This is a genomic window from Candidatus Pelagibacter sp. Uisw_121 (genome assembly GCF_047722545.1).
GTDB lineage: Bacteria > Pseudomonadota > Alphaproteobacteria > Pelagibacterales > Pelagibacteraceae > Pelagibacter.
The window spans coordinates 755,810-779,162 of sequence record NZ_CP159816.1 but is presented as its reverse complement, the minus strand read 5'-3'; the positions used below and the strand labels follow the sequence as shown (position 1 = coordinate 779,162).

Genomic DNA, 23,353 nt, shown 5'->3' with positions numbered 1-23,353 from the left:
TAGGCCCTCTTTCTGAGGGCCTAGAAAAATATATGACATTAAAAAAATTTATAAATTCATACGAAAGTTTTTTAAAATTTATACTGTTCATAATGATGGTAGCCCTTGCGGTAACAGTATTACTTGGTGTTTCGTTCCGTTTTGCTGGTAGCGCTTTAGTTTGGTATGATGAAGTTGCAGCGGTTCAACTTGCTTGGATAACGTATTATGGCTCAGCATATGCATCACTAAAAGGAGCGCATATAAGCGTACCTAGTATTTTTAAAGCATTTCCATTAGTTTTAAGAAAAATATTTTTCGTATTATCCAAATTTGTTATCTATGCTTTTTTGATATTGTTAGCTTATTATGGGTATAAAGTTTTAACACTTATTGGAGGAGAAACATTAGTGACTTTAGAGTGGGTTCCTCAAATTTTTGTACAATCAGTGATACCAGTTGCAGCATGTTTATTCATTTTATCTGAAACTTTAAGAATTCCAGAGGATTATAAAAATTTAGTTCTTCAAACAACTAACATTGAACAAACAGGGGATATTTGATGTTAATTTTAACAATGTTTTTAGTGTTACTATTTATTTTATCTATAAATGTTCCTATCGCTATTGGTCTAGCTGTAACAACAATAGTTGCAATGGTATTAAAGTCTGGAACAAGTTTTTTAATCGATACTGCAATTGTTATGTTTGATGGATCAATGAAATTTCCACTGATAGCAATACCTTTATTTATTCTAGCTGGTTCAATAATGAATAGTGCTGGTATTTCTAGAAGGTTGATAGCATTTGCTTCTGCTCTTGTTGGGTTTATTAAGGGTGGTTTAAGTATGATCAACATTGCAACCTCAATGTTTTTTGCAGAAATTTCTGGGTCAGCAGTCGCAGATGTTGCTGCATTAGGTTCAATTTTAATTCCAGCCATGAAGAAAAAAGGATATCCAGGAGCATTTGCTGCTGCAGTCACATCATCTTCAGCATCTTTAGCAATTATTATTCCACCATCCATACCAATGATTGTTTATGCGGTGATGTCACAAAGTTCAGTAGTACAATTATTTGTAGCTGGAATTGTTCCTGGTGTAATTGGTGGTTTTTTTTTAATGTTAGCTGCATATATCACAGCAAGACGAAAAAATTTTCCAGTTGAAGAAACATTTAATCTTGCAAATGTTAGAAAAACTGCAAGAGAAGCAGCATTAGCATTTTTACTACCTATAATTATTTTGGGGGGTATTTTCGGTGGTGTTGTAACGGCAACAGAGGGTGCTGGTTTGGCGGTTGTAGCGTCACTAGTTATTGGTTTAGTTTATGGAGAGGTAGATTTTAAAAGACTTTATGAAGCAGCAACTGAAGGAGCAATTCAAACGTCATCAGTAATGTTATTGGTAGCAGCTTCAGTACTACTAGGTGAATTTTTAACAGTCGAACAACTTCCACAAAAAATTGCTGCATCAATTATGGACTTTACAAATAATAAGTATGCTGTTTTAGCCATATTAAATGTTTTTCTTCTAGTTATTGGTTTCTTTTTGCATTCTGTAGCAGCGATAATTCTTACCGTCCCTATCGTTATGCCTTTAGTTTATGCTGTGGGTATAGATCCAGTTCATTTTGGTATAATAGTCACTTTAAATTTAGCAATTGGACAACAAACTCCTCCCGTTGCAAGCGTTTTAGCAACTGCATGCTCTGTAGCAAAAGAGGATATTTGGGATGTAACACGAGAAAATCTTATTTTTATAAGTGTTTTGGTAATATTGCTGCTTTTAGTGACCTATGTACCAGCCATACCAATGACACTAGTTGAATACTTTTATAGGAGTTAAATGCATAAATTAATTGAGCTTAATAAAATAAATAGTCATTTATCTGAAGTAATTTTAAACAGACCAGAAAAGCTGAATGCAATGACCAAGCCCATGTGGATAGAGCTTGGAGAAATATTCAAAAAGTTATCTAAAAATAAAGACTTAAGATGCATAATTATAAGAGGCAAAGGTAAAAAATCTTTTTCACCAGGTAATGATATAGGGGAATTTAAAAAAGAAAGATCATCATCAAAATTAGCAAAATCTTATGGCAAATTTTTACATGGAACTTTAGGCGAAATATTTAATTGTCCAATACCGACTGTAGCCCTAATAGAAGGAATTTGTGTTGGTGGTGGATTAGAAATAGCAGCATGTTGTGATATTAGAATTTGTGGTAAAAGTTCAAGATTTGGAATTCCAATTAAAAGATTAGGCTTAACAATGGCTGCAAAAGAATTAGAAGTTCTTTTAAAAGTAACTAATTATTCAACTGCTATGGAAATTTTATTTGAGGGTAGGGTATTTAGTGCAGAAGAAGCATTTGAGAAAAAACTTGTTAACAGAGTAGTTGATGACAAAAATGTTGAAAAAGAAGCTTATAAATCAGCAGAATTAATATGTGAAGGAGCACCAAAAGTTACAAGATGGCATAAGCAATTTGCAAGAAATACTTTAAAGAACGGTAAGGTGACTGAAAAAATAAACAATCTTGGTTATAAATGTTACGATACTGAAGATTTTAAAATTGGGTATAAATCCTTTTTGAATAAAACAAAACCTAAATTCAAAAATAAATAATAAATGACAACTTCATTGAAGGGTATTCGTGTTTTGGAAATGGCACAAATTATGGCTGGCCCAACTTGTGGATTATTATTAGCCGATCTTGGAGCTGAAGTTATAAAGATAGAAAAAACACCTGCTGGAGATGATACTAGAAATTTTCTCCCCCCCGAGATTAATGGAGAAGCTGCAGCATTTATGATGATGAATAGAAATAAAAAGGGAATTGCTTTAAATTTAAAAGATAAAGATGGAATTAAAATTTTTAAAGAAATGGTTAAAAACTCCGATGTAGTTTTAGAAAATTTTAGAAAAGGTACATTAGAAAAATTAGGTATTGGTTATGATGTGATGTCTAAAATTAATCCTAAAATAATTCTCTGTGAAATTTCTGGATATGGTAGAACTGGTCCTTATGCCGATAAAGGAGGGTTTGATTTAGTTGCTCAAGGAATGAGCGGACTAATGAGCATAACTGGAGAGAGCAAAGATAAGCCCCCAATGAAAGTTGGAGCACCCATCACAGATATTACGGCCGGTTTGCTGGCTTCAAGTGGAATTTTAGCAGCATTAATTCATAGAGAAAAAACTGGAGAAGGTCAGAAAGTTGATACATCTTTATTTGAAGCTGGTATAGTTCATACTTATTGGCAATCAGCTATAGCTGGTGCTACTGGACAATCTCCTGGACCACTTGGATCTGCACATCCTTTAACTGCTCCTTATCAAGCTTTTAAAACTAAAGATAAATGGATTACAGTGGGAGCTTCTAATCAAAACACATGGTTAATGCTATTAAAGGCTATTAATCGTCAAGATCTTCAAGAAAATGAAATGTTTTCATCAAACCTAAGTAGAAAGAAAAATATTTCTCAGCTTGTAGATATACTTAATACTGAACTTTTAAAAAAAACATCAGATGAATGGCTAAAAATATTTGATAATAATGGTTTACCATGTGGACCTATAAATTCTATTACAGAAATGTTTGAAGATCCACAAACAATTCATAGGGAAATGATAATTGAAGTTGATAATAAAAAAGCTGGCAAAAGCAAGGCTATTGGTATGCCAATCAAGTTTTCAAAAAGTAAAACAGAAAAATCAAAAGGTGCACCTAATTTAGGCGAACACACAAGAGAAATTATGCTGAGTTTTGGTTACAAGCACGAAGAGATAGAAGATTTTTATAATAGAAAAGTAATACTTTAATTTACAGTTTCAAAAATTTTAAATAGTAATTCAGAAACATGTTTACCTTTTTTATCAGATAAATCTGAAATTTGATGTCTACAGCTAGTACCATTTGCGATAATAAAATCTTTTTCATCACTATTGTTTACCGCAGGTATCAAGGATAAATTTGCCATTTTTTTTGATATTTCATAGTGTTTACTGTCGTAACCAAATGATCCAGCCATACCACAACAACTGGATTCTATCATTTTGTTATTAATCTTTAATTTAGATAAAAGATTTTTAAGGCCTTTCATTCTATCTTGAGATTTTTGATGACAATGACCGTGTATTAATACGTTTTGGTCAAATTTATTAATCTTAATATTATTATTATTTTCAATGTGTTCTAATATAAATTCTTCCAATAAATAAAATTTATTTTTTATTTTTTCTCTATTTTTTACGTCTTTTAATTTTTGATATTCATCACTGAAAGTAAGCAAGCAAGAAGGCTCAATTCCAACAACAGGTAAATCATAATAATTATTTTTAATGATATAATCATTAAATCGATTTAATTCATTTGCTGCTTTATCTAATTGACCATAAGAAATGTAGGTTCTTCCACAGCATAAAGGTCTATCTAAATTATCTTTATCATAACTTGGTATGATTGTTTGAAAACCTAGTTTGTTTAATACTTTTATAGCATATATTAAATTTTGATTTTCAAAATTTATATTAAAAGTGTCTGCAAATAATATTAATTTTTTTTCAGATATTAATTGCTCAGTATATATTTTCTTTAAAATATCCTGACTTTGTACCTCTGGCATTTCTCTTTTTGTTGTAAAACCAAATTGTTCAATAATTGTTGAAATTATAGGTAGATTTTTGACTTTATTGAATATTGGAGCAATGATCTTTAAAAGCCAAATCATCTTTGGCATCTCTGAAATAACCTTATCTTTAATTCTCATTCTAAATTTTTTGTAGTAATGAGAAAGAAATTCGCTCTTCATCTTGGCCATATCTACCGACATTGGACATTCTCTTTGACAAGCTTTACAGCTAACGCACAGCTCCATCGTTTCAAACATGTCTTTAGAGACAAACGATCCTTCGGGTAATTGATTTGATAATGCCAATCTAAGTGTGTTTGCTCTACCTCTAACTAAGTCTTTTTCCTCTTTAGTTACTCGATATGAAGGGCACATTACACCTGAGTCAAGGTTTCTACATGCACCGTTATTATTACACATTTCCACAGCATCTGACAATTGTCCCCAATCAGACCAATCATAATGTGTATTAATTTTTTCAGCCTGATAACCAGACTTATATCTCATTAGTGACCTATCGTTTGAAGTGAGCGGTCTTACAATTTTACCAGGATTTAAAAGATTTTTTTTATCAAATGTATCTTTTATTTCTTCAAAAGCTTTTGTAATTTTTTCTCCAAACATCATTTTATGAAATTCAGATCTCACAATACCATCTCCATGTTCACCAGAGTGTGATCCTTTATAATTTTTTACTATAGCAAATGCTTCCTCAGATATAGATTTCATATTTTTTATGTCATTATCTGATTTCATATTTAAAACAGGTCTTACGTGCAAGGTTCCAACAGATGCATGAGCATAGAACATTCCACTTGTGCCATATTTTTTAAATATTTCGTTTAAGCTTGCTGTGTAATCTGCCAAATGTTCAAGCGAGACAGCACAATCTTCAATAAAGGCAACTGGTTTTTTATCACCTTTCATCGACATTAGAATATTTAGCCCGGCTTTTCTTATATCAAAAACTTCTTTTTGCTCATTAAGGTCAGAATAATATTTAAATTGATTTTTTTTATTTTGGCTTAAAACAATGTATTCCAGGTCATTTATTTTTTTTTCATAAACTTTTTGATCTGTATCTATAAATTCTACCATCAATACAGCAGCAGGGTTCCCCTTGATATATTTTTTTATTCCTTCTGCATACATAGGAATATCTTTTGCTAAATTCAATAGATTTTGATCCATTAACTCAACACATGTTGGTTTTAATTTTACGATTTCTTGAGATATTTCCATGGCTTGATGAAAATTATCAAAATAACAAACACCCAGTATCTTATTTTTTGGTAATTCAGATAGCTTTAATTTAATCTTGTTAAATAAAGATAACGTTCCTTCTGATCCAACTAGTAAATGTGATGAATTAAATCCATTTGGATCAATTAAATCTATGTTATATCCACCAACTCTTCTTTGTGTTGTAGGCCAATGTTCATTTAATTCAGAACTTACGTTTTTTCTTACATCAATAAACTTGTTTATTATTTTATATAATTTGTCTTGATCATTTTTTGCAGATAAAAAATTTTTATCAACGTGATCAAATGTAGATATAGAGCCATCATCTAAAATTGCTTCTATTGCCAAAACATTATGTACCATATTTCCATAATATAAGGATCTTGAGCCACAAGAATTGTTTGCAGACATTCCACCAATCGTAGCTCTACTACTAGTAGATACATCAACCGGAAACCACAATCCATGAGGTTTTAGTTGTGCATTTAGGTGATCTAATACAACACCTGGTTCTACCCAAACATATTTTTCCTCTAAATTTACTTCTAAAATTTTATTCTGATGCTTTGAATAATCTAAAACAATACTTTCGCCAACTGTCTGTCCACATTGAGAACTTCCACCACCTCTAGCTAACAATGGAATTGAATTTTTTTGAGAATATTCCATCAGATTTAACACATCATTAGTATCTTTTGGTAAAACTACACCTATAGGCTTAATCTGATAAACAGATGCATCAGTACTATATCTTCCTCTAGAAAATTCGTCGAATAAAGTTTTTCCTTCAACCTTACTACTAATCTCTTTACCAATTTTTTGAATTTGACTTGCGCTTATACCCATTAAAGTTTGATAGAGGTTTATTTATTTTTTGTAAACTAATTTACCAAACTTTTTTAACGCAGTTTAAGAAATTTCTAATCCTAAACCAGGCTTTTCATTCAAATATACCCATCTATTATTAATTTTATGAGAGTTTTCAAATAATTGAACTTGCAAAGGACCTTTTTCATCATCAAATGATTCATCAATTCTTCCTACGGGAGTAGATGCAGCTAATGGTGCGTTTATGTAGCAATTGTGGTTTGCTTAAATCCTTTAGGCACTCTAACATTCTTAATTATAGATTTAAGATTCTAAGGTTTGTTGACCTTGATTATATAATAACTTTAGCTTATACAGCATTATGCCAATTTCAAATATTATTAGACCCGGTAAACATTTTTTGCAAATACCTGGACCAACAAACGTGCCGGATAGAGTTCTAAGAGCAATGGATTATCCTACCATTGATCATCGAGGACCTGATTTTGCAGAATTAGGTTTAAGAGTATTGGATAGAATTAAATTAATTTTTAAAACTTCTGAACCTGTAATAATTTTTCCAGCCTCAGGTACTGGTGCTTGGGAAGCTGCAATGGTTAATACTTTAAGTGTCGGCGATAAGATTTTAATGTTTGAAACGGGTCATTTCTCTACTCTCTGGTATGATATTGCAGAAAAATTTGGATTAGAAATAGATTTTATTAAAGGTGACTGGAGAACAGGTGTAGATCCAAATATTGTTGAACAGAAATTAAAAGAAGATAAAGAAAAAAAAATTAAAGCAGTTTGTGCTGTACACAATGAAACTTCCACAGGTGTAACTAGTAGAATTGGTGAAATAAGAAAAGCAATGGATAATGCAAATCATCCAGCCTTATTATTTGTAGACACAATATCTTCTTTAGGATCAATTGATTATAGGCATGAAGAATGGAAAGTAGATGTTACAGTTGGTGGATCTCAAAAGGGTTTATTATTACCTCCAGGGCTTTCTTTTAATGCGATAAGCTCAAAAGCTTTAGAGGCTTATAAAAACTCAGACTTACCTAAATCTTATTGGGATTGGGAGCCAATGATAGAGAGTAATAAAAAAGGTCATTTTCCATACACGCCAGCTACAAACTTGTTATACGGATTAGATGAAGCGATTAATATGCTTATGGAAGAGGGTTTAGAAAATGTATTTAGTAGACATAAAAGATTTGCTGAAGCAACCAGGATAGCTGTGAATGCTTGGGGGCTAGAAGTACTTTGTAAAAACTCAGAAGAATATTCTAGTACATTAACAGCAGTTCTTGTTCCAGAAGGTCATGACGCAGACGCACTAAGAAAAATAATCTTGGATGATTATAATATGTCTTTAGGGGCAGGATTAGCAAAAGTTGCTGGAAAAATATTTAGAATTGGTCATTTAGGTGATTTTAATGAACTAATGCTCGCTGGAACGTTAGCAGGAGTTGAGATGGGTTTAATGAAATCTAAAATACCTTATAAAAAAGGTGGCATACTTAAAGCTCTCGAATATCTTTCTTAAAAATTAAGTAAAAAATTACTTTTTTAAACTTTAACAGTATAAATTTTTCACTAGATGTTTCTATTAGATCTTTAGTTGAATATTTAAATATTATATAATTAATTATGTTTAATTTTAAAGAGATAATTTCATCCATTGCTGATGCAGGTCAAAAACTTTTTAGTATAAAAAATACTAAAAAAAATGACTTAGAATCCATCATATCTTTATGTGATGATTTGATTTCACACAAAGGTGCTGCGTTTGGTATTACGGTTGCAAGAAATATTATTGAATTATATCAAACCTTATCTGTTGAAAATAAACTTTTGTTCTTTAAAAAAATAAATGAAAAAAATAAGCCAAGTTTTATGAAGGTTAATGAAGCGATTGATATTTATAAAAGTTCACAAAATGAAAAAAATTTATCACACTTATTTAGAGTTTCTGAGGGAAGTAGAAGAGAGCTTTTTACAAGGATGAATATGGCCCCTAACGGAACTTCAGCAATAGTTTCTTTGAGAGAGGATTTGATTAAAATTTTAAAAGATAACAAAGATCTTAAGGCATTAGATGATGACTTGAGATATTTATTTAAAGCTTGGTTCAATCCTGGATTTCTTAAGCTTGAAAAAATTACATGGGATACTAAAGCAGCCGTTTTAGAAAAAATAATTAAATATGAAAGAGTTCATCAAATAAAAGACATGAATGAACTTAAAAGAAGATTAGGCGAAGATAGAAGATTTTTTTCATACTTTCACCCAGCCCTTGAAGATGAACCTATTATTTTTGTTCAGGTTGCACTTACTAAAGGGTTAGGTAGATCTATCCAAGAATTAATGAAGCCATCAACAAGTGACTCAAAAAGTTATGATACAGCAACTTTTTATTCGATTAGTAACTGCCAAGAGGGTTTATCAAGAGTTACGTTAGGTAATTTTTTAATTAAAAGAGTTGTTTATGAAATACAAGAGGAGCTACCTCATATTAAAAACTTTGGAACTTTATCGCCCATACCAGGCTTTGTTGATTGGTTTAGCTATTTAGATGAAGTTAAGATTAAAAATATTTTAGAAAATTTGAAGGATAAAGATGTTTCCTTCTTAAAGTCAAAAGATTTGAAATTAGGTGATAACAGAATTGTAAAAAATAAAGAAGCTATAACAAAATTAGTAGCTCATTACATAGTTAATGAAAAAAATAATAAAGGATTACCGCTTAATGATGTTAGTCGATTTCATTTAGGTAATGGAGCAATTGTTGATGATATAATTGTTAATGCAAATATTTCTGAAGTTGGTTTTAAAAGATCTTTTGGGGTAATGGTCAACTATCTTTATGAGCTTACAAATATTGAAAAAAATCATGAAAATTATGTAAATAATAACAAAATAATTGTATCTAGTAAAATAAAGAAATATTTATAAAGATACTTTAATTTTTATTTAGTTAAGACCCCACTTAACCTTGTTCCAAATTCTTTCATGAAAATAATAAAAAAAGAGAGGAATTATTGAGCCTAACCCCAGTATTCCAGCTCCTTTAAAACTACCAGTAAAAATATACCCAAATATTACCCAGTAGATAAATATAAAAAGTCTCCATGAAAATGTTTTAGCAACGGATCGTATTTTTTTATCAGCCATAATATAGTTTAGCTTATAATAGATTTTGCTTATGAAACAGATTTATATTAAAATTTAATATGGCAAATAAAGTAAATAAAAGTTTTCTAAAAGACTCTCATTTAATAACTAATCTAAAACTATGCAGTATTCGTTTAATTGATAACGCTAAATTTCCTTGGATAATTTTAATTCCAAAGAGAAAAAATATTACTGATATTTCAGACCTTAATTCAAAAGATCAAATGTTACTTATGAAAGAAATTGTTCATTGCAGCAAGTTAATGAAAAAAATATTTAAAACTAAAAAACTTAATGTCGAAAAAATTGGTAACGTTGTTCCTCAATTACATATTCATATTATTGCAAGATCTACTAAAGATAGTACGTGGCCTTTATCTGTTTGGGTGACTAAAGGTAAACCTTACTCAAAACAGTCATTAAAAAAAATTATTTATTTGTTAAAAAAAGGTTTTTAGGGAAGGGGTCGGGGTGGTTTCAGTCTCCCTACGCCACCCTTACATTACTTGTATGCGATTCTCTTCAAATAGTTATACACTTAATAATTGAAAGTAGACTTTATCAACTACTTGCTTTATTAGATTGTAAATAGTGTTTTAATATTAATAAAACTAGTAAAATATTTGAAAAAAATAAAACCTAATTCACAAATTGCATCAGAAGCAATTTTAGGCATTGTAAAGTCTTTTAGATTTAATTCGCAAAACTATATTCCAAAGGAAGGATTATCTTTTTCCCTTTTTAGAGTTGAAATTTTGTCTGGATTAACAGTGGCCTTAGCTTTAGTTCCAGAAGCCATTGCATTTGCTTTTGTAGCTGGTGTTGCTCCTTTATCTGGTCTTTATGCAGCTTTTATAGTTGGTTTAATTACTGCATTAATAGGGGGTCGACCTGGAATGATTTCAGGGGCCACAGGTGCTTTAGCCGTTGTAATGGTTGCACTTGTTATGGACCATGGAGCTCAATATTTATTTGCAACAGTAGTTTTGATGGGAATATTACAGTTAATTGCGGGCATATTTAAACTTGGTAAATTTATCAGGATGGTCCCAGAGCCTGTAATGCTTGGCTTTGTAAATGGACTGGCAATAGTAATTGGTATTTCTCAACTTAGTCAGTTTAAAACAATAAATGCACTTGGCGAGTCAGTGTGGGTTACAGGTAATACATTGCTTTATTCCATTATATTTGTCGTATTTACGATGTTTATTATTTGGTTTTTGCCAAAAATTACAAAATTATTGCCATCTACATTAGTGGCTATTTTATTTACAACTGTTTTAGCTTTAACCTTAAAAATCGATATTCCTAATGTTGGTGACCTAGCCAGTGTTAAAGGTGGGCTGCCAGATTTTTCTATTCCAAGTGTTCCTTTTAATATTGAAACATTGAAGATTATTTTTCCCTATGCATTCATTTTAGCCTCAATAGGATTGATAGAAAGTTTGTTAACTTTAAATTTGGTGGGAGAAATAACCAATAAAAGAGGTGGTGCTAGCCAGGAATGTTTAGCACAAGGCTTAGCCAATACTGTTACAGGTTTTTTTGGGGGAATGGGTGGTTGTGCGATGATTGGTCAATCAATGATCAATGTTAGATCTGGTGGTAGAACACGTATTGCAGGGATATCTGCTGCCTTATTTTTGTTAATCTTTATATTATACACATCATCGTATATCGAAATGATACCTATTGCTGCCCTAGTAGGCGTGATGTTCATGGTAGTGATTGGAACATTTGCATGGAACTCTTTAAAGATTTTATTTTTTGTACCAAAAAGTGATGCACTGGTAACTGTACTTGTAACTGTTGTTACAGTTTTAGAAGACTTAGCAGTAGCAGTATTAGTAGGGGTAATTGTTTCTGCATTAGTTTTTGCATGGAAATCGGCATCAAAAATTAGAGCAACAGAAAGACCCTCTAAAACAGAAAAAGGTGCAAAAGTTTATGAAATAGAAGGGCCTCTTTTTTTTAGTTCAACAAATAGTTTTCTTGAACTTTTTAATCCCTCTAAAGATCCTGATATAATTATTATTGATTTTGTTAGATCAAAAGTAATTGATCAATCTGCTTTAAAGGCAATTGAAGATATTGCAGATAAATATAATAGTTTTGGAAAAAAAGTTAAACTGAGACATCTAACTCGTGATTGTCATAAGTTATTAAGTAGAGCAGGACAGCTTGTAGTCGATAGTGATGATGATCCAGATTATGGGGTTGCAGTTGATTATGATGTTAAATTAGGTATTTTTGGAAAATAGTATGAATAAAGAGATAAAAGCAGATGATGTAATTTTCAATTTCTTTAAACAAATTTGTGATGAGAAAGATGACGTTAAATGCGTTGAGCTTGGTAATAGTTGGATCAATGCAATGAAGACTAATCTGACTAGCATGGAAAAAAACTTAGATGAAGCGGATAAAGCTAAACATCAAGAAAATATAGATAGTAATATGAACCACCTTAATAACCTTAAGGATAAATCAGCTGAGGAATGGCGTGAATATGCAACTCAATGCATGGTGGAGATCCTTGATCACAAAAGTAAATCTTGAATTTTTTTAAAAGATTATTTTCCAGTAGCAATTTAGAATTACAAATTAACGATGGGGGTAGAGCAGCTGCCGGTTACAAGGGAAAAGCTGGAGATTGTGTAGTTAGATCTATTGCAATTGTAACAAATCTTCCTTACCAAAAAATTTATGATGATCTTTATAAAGCTAATGAAGAATTTAGAACCACATCAAGAACAAGACTTGCTAAAAGTTTAAAACAAAAAAATGATAGTCCAAGATCAGGTACCCATAGAGTGGTGGTTAAAAAGTATCTTGAAAAACTAGGATGGCAGTGGACTCCAACGATGTTTATAGGTCAAGGCTGCAAGGTTCATTTAAAAAAGAATGAACTTCCAAGTGGTACTTTAATAGTTTCTTGCTCAAAACACATCACAGTTGTTAAAGATGGTGTCTTGCATGACACTTATGATTGTTCTAGACGGGGAACTCGTTGTGTTTATGGTTATTGGGCTAAACCTAATTAATCAAGATAAGATAAATGTACAATTTTAATCACTAATAAAGACTAATTAGATGTTACCAAATGCCAAAGATTTTTACAACTTTGGCATTTGAGTCTTTTAATTTTAATTTACAGGAATAACAAAACTTGGTGGATAAATTCTAGACTTATCTGTTATCGCATCTGTAATTCCTAAGTCAAAAAAGAAAACGCTGGCAGCAACTTTACCACCTTCCATTCCACTAGGAATACTACCGTAGCCTTTTTTTCCATTTTTAGATTCACAATCAAATCTTAATGCATCATCAGATCTTCTGACCATAGTTGTAGATGGTATGTTTACACTGTAAGATGCTCTTTTGTTATTTAATTTACATTTACCATCAGATCCATCACTAAAAGATAATGATACAGGAACATTTGGATCATTAACGATAGTTCCACATGATGTTAATGCAAAAACTGAAAGTAAAATTATAATTATATTTTTCATATTTTTTTATATTATTTATATTATTTATATTTTTTCTTAATCTTTTTTATCAAGCTATTCCTTAATATATTAACTGTATATAAAAATAGTTATAACTTTTATTCTCTTATAGGTTTAATTTTTTGATTAATAACAAGTATGGCTCCAATTATTAAAATTGGTAAACCTATTATTAAATCTTGTTGCCATTCCAAGTTTTCAAATACGGTTGAGATTAATAAAGCAAGTACAGGCATTACAACCCCTACATATCCAGCTCTTCCAGCTCCAACTTTTTCTAATAACCTTAGATAAAAAATAAAAGCAAATATTGAACCAACTATTGATAGATAAGCAAGAGATGCAATGTAACTGAAGCTATATTCAAATAATAATTCTGTACCTTTTATTTGAGTAATTAATAGTGTGACCAGTGATCCATAAAGCATTGAATACGCAAGCGTTGGTATTAATGAAAAGTTATTATTTAAGTTTCTTTGGTGAATCATGTTACCTGTTGATGCACTCAATGTACCAAGTAAGGCTAAAAATAATCCAATATGAGTTCCATTAGCTAAGGAAAAATTAAAGATCTCATCATTAAAGATGATTATAATTCCAATCATTCCAATAGTTGCACCAATTAAAGTTTTTAAGGATGGTTTCTTTTTAAAATAAAACCCTTCTCCTAAAATATTCATTATAACTACTGTTGAAAAAACAATCGCTGGAAATGCACTTATTAAATAAGTATTTGATAGATAAAAGAAAACGTAATTTAGAGAATAAAGACAAACACCAAAGAGTAAAAACCAAAGATGTTGATTTAAAGAAAACTTAAGATTTTTCTTCTTATAAATTAGATAAATAAAAATAACTATTCCAGCTATTAAAAACCTATAAAATACTGACACTAACGGATCAACGTAGCCTAATTGAAATTTAATGACATACCAAGTAGGGGACCAGCAAAAAAGAGTGACAATAAATAAAATAAAATTGTTCATCAATAAATACTTATAATCAATCAATCTTAAAAAATATAAGATTAAATAATTTTATTTACTATATATACTTAGTAATTATGAAAAAAAGATTATCAGGATGTAGTGAGTGTGGAGATGACACTGCTATTCTAACACAAGTGAGTTCAGGTCCTGAAGTGATCTTACTTTGTACTGATTGTTATAATCTTAAGCACTCAAATGAAACACAAAACCAAATCAGTCATGAAGAAGAAAAAAACTAAGAAGGTAAAATCTAAGAAATCTGCACCTAATTTCTATGGACTTGGAAAATTTAACTATTTAATCTTTAAGTTTCTCTGCTCTAGGTTTAAGCTTAGATAATGAGTAGGGACAATAATTCAAAAGGTATAATTTTAATATTGATTGCAATGAGTTTGTTTGCAATCCAAAACTTGTTAATTAAATTTATATTTGAAAAATCTGCTCTTTATGAGATCTTCTTTGGAAGGTATTTGATTGCAGCAACAGTGCTTTTTATTTATTTAAGTTTTAAAAAACAGAAAGTATCGCTTAAAACACATTATCCTGTATTAACTTTTGTAAGAGTGTTGTTACATTTTATTGCTTTTTCAACCTTTTTTATCTCTATTACTTATATGCAATTAGCAACTGCTAATGCTTTATTCTTTTCTTGTCCCTTTTTCGTATCTATCTTTGCTAAATTTTTTTTAAAAGAATTTATTGGGATTAGAAGATGGTCAGCTATTGCCTTTGGTTTTTTTGGTGTATTAGTTGTTTTAAATCCTAATTTTGAAAGTTTTGATTATAGAAATTTATTACCAGTATTAAGTGCTTTATTTTATGCAGCATCAATGACTATTACTAAATACACATCTGATAAGGATGATGTAAACACCCAGTTATACTATTTTTATTTAATTGCTCTTGTTTTATGTGGCATAATTTATGCCTTTATGGGCAATGGTCAATTCAACAACACCGATTTTGATCCAACGACACAGTTTATATTTAGAGAGTGGTTTACAAACTTTGATTATACTTGGAAATTCATATTATTTTTTGGAGTAGCAGCATCTATTGGGTTCTTATGCATCTTTTCAGCTTATATCATTGCATCCCCATCCGTTGTCTCATTATTCGAGTATTCATTGATTATTATGTCAATGATCCCAGGTTATTTTTTGTTTAATGAAATCCCATCACTTAGAACTTTGTTAGGGGTCATTTGTATTATTTCAGCTGGGGTTTATATTTACTTTAGAGAAGGTGTTCGAAAACAGTACGTTGCATCTAAAATTCCAACTAGAAGATAAACTAATTAATTATTATTCTATCACCTAGACACTTGATTTAATGTTTAGCTTTAGGTTAAAATTCTTAAAAAAATTGAGTAAGCCCCTTAATCTGTGTATTGTCTATGAATGGCTAAAGTTGCAAAAGATAAGTGGGATAAGGTAATTGAATACTTAACACATTCAGACAGTGATCTTGAGAAAGTATTAAGCTTATTAAAGGGGTGTGACCAAGGGAATGCATCTAATTATGATGTTAATAGAGCGTCTTACTCGTTAAATATTATTGCGATCGTTACACAAAAGCAACTTGATCCAGAAAATAAAGATAAAACACTTACTCATATAATTAGACAGTGGGTTAAATCAAAAGACTTCATCCAATTTTATAATTTGATGAGAAAACAAGAAAATATTACTTGGGATAAAAGTAAACTTGAAGATTACACCAAACAATTAAAAGACCTTTGGTACAGTAAATCACAATCTAAAAACAAAGAATATTTTAAAAAAATAGATGGATTTAATAAAACAGCTGGGGCAAATCTTTTAGAAAAAGACAGCAAAGAAGAGCTAAGACCGAAAGCTAAAATAATTGAGAAAACCTTTGATAAAATAAAGCAAAATGAACGACGGTCTCGAACAATCGTTGCTTAATACAAACTAGATATAATGATGGATCAGATATTACCCTTTGTTTATATGCTAGGGATACTCTTATTAGTACTCCCAGCTTTTCTACAATCTAATTCTAAATTAAAACAATTCTTAACTAATCTTGCTATTTGGATTGTCATTATCCTTCTAATTCTAACTATTATTTATATATTTAAATAATAATGAAAAATATTTACCATTCAGATATTTATCAATTTAACACACCCGTTAGTAGTTACTGGGAAGATCATTCAAGCGAAAATTTAAATCTAGATAAACTTAATAAAGATATTAGTTCAGAAATTGTTGTAATAGGAGGAGGATATACTGGTCTATCCTGTGCAATTAATTTAATAGAAAATCATAATTTAGAGGTCATTTTAGTTGAAGCTGGAAAAATAGGCTGGGGGGCTTCATCTCGTAATGCAGGTTTTTGTTGTCTGCCGCCAAGTAAGATGTCTTTTAAAAAAATGCAATCTATTTACGGCAATGATGAAACTAAAAAGTTCTTCAAAAACTCTGTTGAAGGCTCAAATTATACAAGAGATATTATACAAGAATATAATATTGATTGTGATGTAACGGGGGATAGCAATTATGTAGTCGCCCATCACCCAAGTAAGTTTAAAGATATTAAAGAGCAAGCTACAGCTTACAGAGAAGAATTTGGCATTGAAACTGAGATTTATTCAAAAGAAGACTTTGATAAAATTGGTCATGGGGGCACAGAGCAATTTGGAGCTTTTTCTTATAAACCTGGATTTGCAATTAATCCTCTTAAGTTTGTTAATGGCATTGCAAAATATGCTTTATCTAAACAATTAAAAATCTTCGAGCACACTAAAGTTGATAAAATTGACAAAGATAAGGGCACTTATATTTTAAGGACTAAAGAAGGATCTATTCGTTCAAAAAAAATAGTTGTTGCAACAAATGGGTTCTACCAAGAAGGTTTAATCCCAGAGATGAATTCAAGAATTTTACCAGTAATTTCAAATATTATTGTCACCAGAGCCTTAACCGAGCAAGAAATTGATCAACATAATTTTAAAACATTTTCACCAATAGCTAATACTAAAAATCTTTTATATTATTATAGAAAGTTACCTGACAATCGAATTTTATTTGGTACCAGAGGGGATTTAAGTGGCAGTGATCAATCTAATTTAAATATGTCCAAGAAAATGGAAAAGTTTTTAAAAGATATTTTCCCTAAATGGAAAGACATTAATATTGATTACAATTGGCGGGGATTAATTGCTTTATCTCAAAAATTAACTCCTTCCATTGGTAAAATTGATAATGAAGAGATTTATTATGGATTTGGCTATAATGGGGTTGGAGTGAGTGCTGCTCCCTGGACAGGTAAACAATTGTCTAAGTTAGTATTATCAAACAGTAAAGAGTTGGATATTTCAAAAATTTATAAAGGCTTACCTAAAAAATTTATTTTTCCTCAGTTAAGAACATTTTATTTTAGATTAGCGGTTTGGTTTTATGCAATTAAAGACAGATTTAATATTAACTAATTCCATTACCTAGACATCTGATTAGAGGTTTCGCAATATTGAGTTATGAAACTCGCTATGATTGAAGCTGATAAAAAAAAATAGCATTTTATATTTATAAATTTATTTTAAATAATTATTGTTAAAGGCAGCTTTTGTTACTACCTCAAGTTGATTCGTTAACCATCACAAACTAAACGATAAGTTTTTATTAAACTTATTTCCTTGAATTTTTCTTAAATTGCATCATTTGGTAAATTATTTTAAAATATAACTAGTTACTTTAATAAAATTCAAAAAAAAATGAAACAAACAGCAATTATGTCATATTGGTTAAGTGCTACAACCAAGTGCACATCTATGGGCTTAGGAAATCAAAAAGGTTGGTTTTCAAATTTAAACCATGCCCCACCCAAAATACAAGTTAAGAAAATATGAAACGACTAAAAAGTTTTTTAACTTGGTTATTTATCTATCTCCTCAGTATTGGAAATCCATACACTTATTCATTTGCTGATATTGCAGCAACAACACTTCCAACTGGTGGAAATGTAGTTAGTGGAAACATAACTATTTCAACACCAGAAGTTGGAAAGATGAATGTTAATCAAACATCTAATCAAGGAATAGTTAATTGGGATACTTTTAATGTAGGCTCAAGTGCATCAGTACATTTTAATCAACCAACCTCAAGATCAAGTATTTTAAATAATGTATTAAGTGGTCAATCAATCATCAATGGATCTATTTTTTCTAATGGTCGTCTAATTTTAGTAAACCCAACTGGAATTTTAACTGGACCTACGTCTGCAATTAGATCTGAGGGTGCAATTTTATCAACTTTAAATTTAACTAATCAAAATTATTTAAATAGCACTTATAACTTTTCAACTAACAATAATTCAACTTTAATAAACGAAGGTAACATAGAGGGTGAGTATGTTGCTTTGCTTTCTCCAATAATTACTAATAAAGGAACTATTAATACAAATGTTGCAACAAGCCTTGCTGCTGGAGATAATCTAAAATTAAGTATAAGTGATAGCAATCTTTTAACGGTATCAGTCAATCCTTCAAAAATAAAATCTTCAATTAACAACGAAGGAATTATTAAATCTCAAAATGGAATTGTGACTTTAAAAACAGATATTGCTCAATCTGTCGTTGATCAAGTAATTAAAATTGAAAATGCCAAAGCAGATGGTTTAATATCAGAGAATGGAATTGTTAAATTAGTTACTAATACTGGAGCAATTACAGCCAAAGATATTAAAATTGATGCAGGTTCAAATGGTGCTTCAACAATTTCAGGTACATTAAATTCTAACTCTGACACTTCAAATAGTGGCTCAGTAGAAGTAACTGCAAAAGAAATTGATATCAATACTGCAACAATATCAGCTGATGGTAAAACAGGGGGAGGAAAAGTTTTAATTGGTGGAGATTGGCAAGGTTCAGGTGATTTACTTCAAGCAACATATCTAAATATTGATTCAAATTCTAAAATCACAGCAAACGCCTTAACAAGTGGATCAGGTGGAACAATTGTAGCATGGTCTGATATAAAAAATTCAAATTCACTCACAACAGTAAGCGGAACATTAGAAGCTAAAGGTATCGATGGCAGTGGTGGTCAAATTGAAACTTCTGGAGCAGATCTTGATATTAATGGAATTAGAGTTAATACCAGTTCTGTTAGCGGAAGTTATGGAAATTGGTTAGTTGATCCAACTGATTTAACAATCGGATCATCAGAAGCCTCTACTTATGCCTCTAACTTAGCAAGTACGGATGTAACGTTAACAGCAGATAACACAATCACTTTAAATAATAATATTTCTTACTCAGGATCTAGAAATTCTACTTTAACATTTGATGCTACAACCACGGTTTTGAATGCAAATATTACATCTTCTAATGGAACTTTATCTATTGATATAAATACAATTTTAGAAATTGGAGCAACCAATACGACATTTACCACAAACGGAGGTAATGTAGATATTAGTGGTGTTATTCGAGCTGTTACTGGAGAAAATAGTAATAATTTTACAATTAATGCTGGCACGGGAAATGTCACTTTTTCATCTAATGTAGTTAAACAAGTAGGTGATTATTCTGCAGGATTTGCTCAAGGTAATTTTACATCAATAAGTGATTTAGATTTTAGTGGTACTTTCTTGAACGCGATTAACATAGCTGGAACAGCAACCACTATAGGTGATGTGACATTTCAAGATGGTCGCGCATCCAATAATACCTCAAATGCAAATGAGTCATTCCAACATGAAATCCAAAATTGGAATTCAAGAAATTATGGCAACACAGGTTTGAATAACATAATGAAGGGTATTAGATGGTCTGGTGGAACGGGACATTCTCCTTATGTCCAATTTACAAATGCTACAGCTGGCCAAAAATATAAGATTCAAGCTTTATTTAAAGAACAAAATTATAATAGATATTTTGATGTCTATGTAGATGGAACAAAAATTGTAGATGATTTTAGACCTTTAGATGCTGGAAGCACCAGTGTTAATCGAGGAAGATATTTGACCTATCAATTTGAGGCAGCGTCAACAAATGTAATGTTTAGATTATCAGGAAGAACTGCTGAAAATAGTGGAGGGAGATTACATGGCAATGACGTTAATCCAATTTTGAATGCGATATCAATTGAAGCAGTAGATGCAGGTGCCGCAATAAACAATTTATCTATAACTGCAAATCAGTTTAGCGCTCAAGCTATAGAAGTTGGTGGAGATTTGACAGTAACAAACTCTGGTGGCTCAACTATTTCAGGAGTGATTAGTGGAGATACTGCTTTAGTTAAAGCTGGAACTTCAAGATTAACCACTTCAGCAAATAATACTTACACAGGTGGAACTACAGTTAATGCAGGCACTTTATTCGGGGGAGCAGGAAGTCAGAACAATGCTTCTTTTGGAACCGGAGCCATTACAGTTGCAAGCGGAGCAAAGTTGTGGGTAGACAGAAGCAGCGACGGGGTCATGACTAATGCATTAACATTAAATGGAGGTACACTTTTAGGCTCTAATGGATTTGGCCAATATTGGGATGGAAGCATTACTCTAGGTGCTCATTCAACTATTGAAGCAATGTATAATTTTTATATTGATGGAGTAATTAGTGGAAGCAGTAAAAATTTAACTAAAACTGGAAATGGTAATTTACTTTTAAGAGGAAATAATACCTACACAGGCAGCACTACTATTTCGGCAGGGACACTTACATTAAGTGGCTCAGGAAATTTAGGCGCTGGTTCATATGCTGGAGCAATTGCAAATAGTGGAGTTTTTAAATTTGATACAAGTGCAAATTTAATTTCAACTGGTGTAATTTCAGGATCTGGAAATGTTTTAGTTACTGGAACAGGAACCTATGAACCAAAAGCTACCAATACCTATACAGGTGGAACGGTAATTGATGGTGGAATTATTGCAGCATTCACTGACAGAAACTGGGGAGCATTACCAGGATCAGTAGACCCAGATAACATTATTTTAAAAAACGGTGGTAAAGCAATCTTTGGAAGTAAAAATAGCTCTAACACTGCGGGCCATACATACTGGTCAGCTAATCGAGGTATTAATCTACCAACCTCAGGTCAGCAATTTATTGAAACGGGCTCAGGTGGAAGCGGCGCCGCACACATTCAAGGAGTTGTAAATGGCATCGGTGGAATAACTTTTACAAGATCAGGTTCAAAAACAATAAGATTTTATGGAGAGAATACCTATACCGGAGATACAAAATTTAATTTTACTTCAGGAAGTAATAACAATATTGAAATAACACCAAAAGCTTTCCAAAACAGTACAGTTTATTTATCACCAACAAGGACAAACGTTGGTAGAGGTTTTAGCAGAACAAGTGGAAGTGGAAATATTATTCTTGGAGGTCTAGCTGGAGATATGACTGATTGGAGACTTGTGGGTGGTCGAAATATAGAATTTGGTTCAAATAACGCAAACACTTCTGTAGCCGGTGGTATTTCAAGATACGCTGCTGCAGGTAACTTAATTAAAAAAGGATCAGGCACAACAACTTTTGCTGCAACATCTGGTCAAGAATTAAATAGTAGCTCAATTGGTTTACAGATTGATGCTGGAAAATTAGTTCTTAATGGAGACTGGGGACGAAGTAACACAGCCGCAGGAACTGTTGCAATAGCTGCTGGTGCTACTTTAGAAATTGATACTGCTCAAAATAATACTTACTCAGGTGTTCTATCTGGCGCAGGTACTTTATTATTAGGTGGAACAGGTACTTCAACATTTAGTGGCAATAATACTTTTGCAGGTGCATTAAATATTGCAGACGGTGGGTTTAAAGCAGGTCATGCAAACTCATTTGGTTCTGCAACAATTACCTCTTCTGGAGGTAGAATTTCAACAGCTTCAAGTATAACTTTACCTTCATTAACAGTTTCTGGAAATGTTCAATTAGACTCAGGAATTACAACGACCGGTGCACAAATTTATAATAACAACGTTGTAGTAAAAGCGGGGTCAAGAGCAACACCTGCTGAAATTTCAACTACAAACTCTGATATTAGTTTTAAAGGAACTTTAAAAGGTGAAGGAAATGCTAAAGCTAGATCTCTTAACATCGATGTTGGTACAGGAAATGTTTTATTTGGAGATAGAGTTGGTTACGCTTTTAATGATGAAGTTGTAAACATTAATAATACAGCAGATAGTTTTTATAAATTAGAGGTAGATGCTAATGAAATTACTATCAAAGGGGATGTAATGACTTATGAAGAACAAATTTATAATGGTGATGTATTAATTGGAAGTACAGCAACGAATGGCACCACTAGAACATTTTTATCAATGGATCCTAAAGTTGAATTCAATGGCACAGTAAATGATACCGTTAAAGGAAAACACACTTTGATTGCTAAAGCCATTGAAATTGATCGAGGTGCAAATTCTATACCTGTGGTAAATTTTAATTCAACAGTTGGAAGAAGTACTGCACTTGCTGGCTATAATGGTCTTACTGGTTATCAAGTGATTAACAGAAATTATGGAACCATTAATAACTCTGTTCCAGTTGGAACTAAAAAAGGATTGGGACAAACTATGGGGTCATCATCAAGTTCAAGTGATAATGCAAAAAAAGCTGAGAAAGGAGCAAATCAAATTACAAAAATATTAAGAAATTCTTTTTTAGATACTTTTAAAAATATTTCATTTTCAGGAAATAGATCAATAGGTTTTAAAAAATCGGTTGAAATTGTTTATGGAGATAGTTCTGATTTTGGAAAAGATATAAATCCTAAGCCAAGAAATAACACTCAAGGATTTTTTAACAATTTCCAAGGTACAAGAAATAATTTAGCTACGATAAAATCAAACACATCTAGTAATAATGATTTTTCAAACGATAACTTTAATAAAGCACCAAGAGACATTAAAGAATTATTTTTAAAAGGACCTGGTGGAAAAGTAAAAGCTAGTTTTTTAAATCCAAATACAAGCAAAGAAAATCCTGATTTAGGAGCATGTGAAGTAGATGAAAATTTAAGTTGTTAAACA

General features: G+C 31.2%; 20 protein-coding genes. 16 read left to right on the top strand and 4 right to left on the bottom strand.

Annotated features, from left to right (window positions below):
- Window positions 1-32: 32 nt before the first annotated feature.
- The 4 genes from ABXT52_RS04180 to ABXT52_RS04165 are packed head-to-tail and all read left to right on the top strand — an operon-like array spanning window position 33 to window position 3,805.
- Window positions 33-542, top strand: a complete 510-nt coding sequence (locus tag ABXT52_RS04180) for a TRAP transporter small permease (protein ID WP_415271333.1) — start codon at window positions 33-35, stop codon at window positions 540-542.
- The gene (locus ABXT52_RS04175) at window positions 542-1,825 is read left to right on the top strand and encodes a TRAP transporter large permease (RefSeq protein ID WP_415271332.1); all 1,284 of its coding nucleotides are present in this window, start codon (window positions 542-544) and stop codon (window positions 1,823-1,825) included. Before ABXT52_RS04180 ends, ABXT52_RS04175 begins: the two co-directional genes overlap by 1 nt.
- Window positions 1,826-2,608: an enoyl-CoA hydratase/isomerase family protein gene (locus ABXT52_RS04170; protein ID WP_415271331.1), complete on the top strand. Its 783-nt coding sequence runs from the start codon at window positions 1,826-1,828 to the stop codon at window positions 2,606-2,608. It begins immediately after the preceding gene.
- A gap of 3 nt (window positions 2,609-2,611) precedes the next feature.
- Window positions 2,612-3,805: a CaiB/BaiF CoA transferase family protein gene (locus ABXT52_RS04165; protein WP_415271330.1), complete on the top strand. Its 1,194-nt coding sequence runs from the start codon at window positions 2,612-2,614 to the stop codon at window positions 3,803-3,805.
- Here the strand turns inward: ABXT52_RS04165 and ABXT52_RS04160 are convergent.
- Window positions 3,802-6,705 (bottom strand): FAD-binding and (Fe-S)-binding domain-containing protein, encoded by a 2,904-nt coding sequence (locus ABXT52_RS04160; RefSeq protein WP_415271329.1) that lies wholly within the window; start codon window positions 6,703-6,705, stop codon window positions 3,802-3,804. The genes ABXT52_RS04165 and ABXT52_RS04160 overlap by 4 nt on opposite strands.
- A gap of 343 nt (window positions 6,706-7,048) precedes the next feature.
- Between ABXT52_RS04160 and ABXT52_RS04155 the strand changes: the two genes are divergently transcribed.
- Entirely contained in the window at window positions 7,049-8,221 is a 1,173-nt protein-coding gene (locus ABXT52_RS04155; RefSeq protein WP_415271328.1) for a pyridoxal-phosphate-dependent aminotransferase family protein, read from the top strand.
- A 104-nt stretch (window positions 8,222-8,325) separates the two neighbouring features.
- Window positions 8,326-9,630 (top strand): malonyl-CoA decarboxylase domain-containing protein, encoded by a 1,305-nt coding sequence (locus ABXT52_RS04150; RefSeq protein ID WP_415271327.1) that lies wholly within the window; start codon window positions 8,326-8,328, stop codon window positions 9,628-9,630.
- An 18-nt stretch (window positions 9,631-9,648) separates the two neighbouring features.
- Here the strand turns inward: ABXT52_RS04150 and ABXT52_RS04145 are convergent, their stop codons facing one another.
- Window positions 9,649-9,849, bottom strand: a complete 201-nt coding sequence (locus ABXT52_RS04145; RefSeq protein ID WP_168606116.1) for a DUF2061 domain-containing protein — start codon at window positions 9,847-9,849, stop codon at window positions 9,649-9,651.
- 59 nt (window positions 9,850-9,908) lie between these two features.
- On the opposite strand from ABXT52_RS04145, the gene ABXT52_RS04140 reads away from it, so the two are divergent.
- From ABXT52_RS04140 to ABXT52_RS04125, 4 genes are all read left to right on the top strand, one after another.
- On the top strand, window positions 9,909-10,307 hold the full coding sequence (locus ABXT52_RS04140) for an HIT domain-containing protein (RefSeq protein ID WP_415271326.1): 399 nt from the start codon (window positions 9,909-9,911) through the stop codon (window positions 10,305-10,307).
- A 192-nt stretch (window positions 10,308-10,499) separates the two neighbouring features.
- Window positions 10,500-12,110, top strand: a complete 1,611-nt coding sequence (locus ABXT52_RS04135) for a SulP family inorganic anion transporter (protein WP_415272521.1) — start codon at window positions 10,500-10,502, stop codon at window positions 12,108-12,110.
- Complete coding sequence (locus ABXT52_RS04130; RefSeq protein ID WP_415271325.1) at window positions 12,100-12,405, top strand: hypothetical protein; 306 nt, start codon at window positions 12,100-12,102, stop codon at window positions 12,403-12,405. The genes ABXT52_RS04135 and ABXT52_RS04130 overlap by 11 nt, the downstream gene beginning before the upstream one ends.
- The gene (locus ABXT52_RS04125) at window positions 12,402-12,890 is read left to right on the top strand and encodes a hypothetical protein (RefSeq protein ID WP_415271324.1); all 489 of its coding nucleotides are present in this window, start codon (window positions 12,402-12,404) and stop codon (window positions 12,888-12,890) included. The genes ABXT52_RS04130 and ABXT52_RS04125 overlap by 4 nt, the downstream gene beginning before the upstream one ends.
- Before the next feature lie 102 nt (window positions 12,891-12,992).
- On the opposite strand, the gene ABXT52_RS04120 is transcribed toward ABXT52_RS04125, so the two are convergent.
- Together ABXT52_RS04120 and ABXT52_RS04115 are read right to left on the bottom strand one after the other, a co-directional pair.
- Window positions 12,993-13,361: a hypothetical protein gene (locus ABXT52_RS04120; RefSeq protein ID WP_415271323.1), complete on the bottom strand. Its 369-nt coding sequence runs from the start codon at window positions 13,359-13,361 to the stop codon at window positions 12,993-12,995.
- 98 nt (window positions 13,362-13,459) lie between these two features.
- Entirely contained in the window at window positions 13,460-14,347 is an 888-nt protein-coding gene (locus ABXT52_RS04115) for a DMT family transporter (RefSeq protein WP_415271322.1), read from the bottom strand.
- A gap of 77 nt (window positions 14,348-14,424) precedes the next feature.
- Between ABXT52_RS04115 and ABXT52_RS04110 the strand changes: the two genes are divergently transcribed.
- From ABXT52_RS04110 to ABXT52_RS04085, 6 genes are all read left to right on the top strand, one after another.
- Window positions 14,425-14,589 (top strand): hypothetical protein, encoded by a 165-nt coding sequence (locus ABXT52_RS04110; RefSeq protein ID WP_415271321.1) that lies wholly within the window; start codon window positions 14,425-14,427, stop codon window positions 14,587-14,589.
- A gap of 99 nt (window positions 14,590-14,688) precedes the next feature.
- A complete protein-coding gene (locus tag ABXT52_RS04105; protein WP_415271320.1) occupies window positions 14,689-15,642 on the top strand; it encodes a DMT family transporter in 954 nt (317 codons plus the stop codon).
- Between the two features lie 108 nt (window positions 15,643-15,750).
- Window positions 15,751-16,278: a hypothetical protein gene (locus ABXT52_RS04100; protein WP_415271319.1), complete on the top strand. Its 528-nt coding sequence runs from the start codon at window positions 15,751-15,753 to the stop codon at window positions 16,276-16,278.
- A gap of 182 nt (window positions 16,279-16,460) precedes the next feature.
- Complete coding sequence (locus ABXT52_RS04095) at window positions 16,461-17,807, top strand: NAD(P)/FAD-dependent oxidoreductase (protein ID WP_415271318.1); 1,347 nt, start codon at window positions 16,461-16,463, stop codon at window positions 17,805-17,807.
- Window positions 17,808-18,089: 282 nt separating this feature from the next.
- Window positions 18,090-18,224: a hypothetical protein gene (locus ABXT52_RS04090; RefSeq protein ID WP_415271317.1), complete on the top strand. Its 135-nt coding sequence runs from the start codon at window positions 18,090-18,092 to the stop codon at window positions 18,222-18,224.
- Window positions 18,221-23,350, top strand: a complete 5,130-nt coding sequence (locus ABXT52_RS04085; RefSeq protein WP_415271316.1) for a beta strand repeat-containing protein — start codon at window positions 18,221-18,223, stop codon at window positions 23,348-23,350. The genes ABXT52_RS04090 and ABXT52_RS04085 overlap by 4 nt, the downstream gene beginning before the upstream one ends.
- Window positions 23,351-23,353 lie beyond the last annotated feature (3 nt).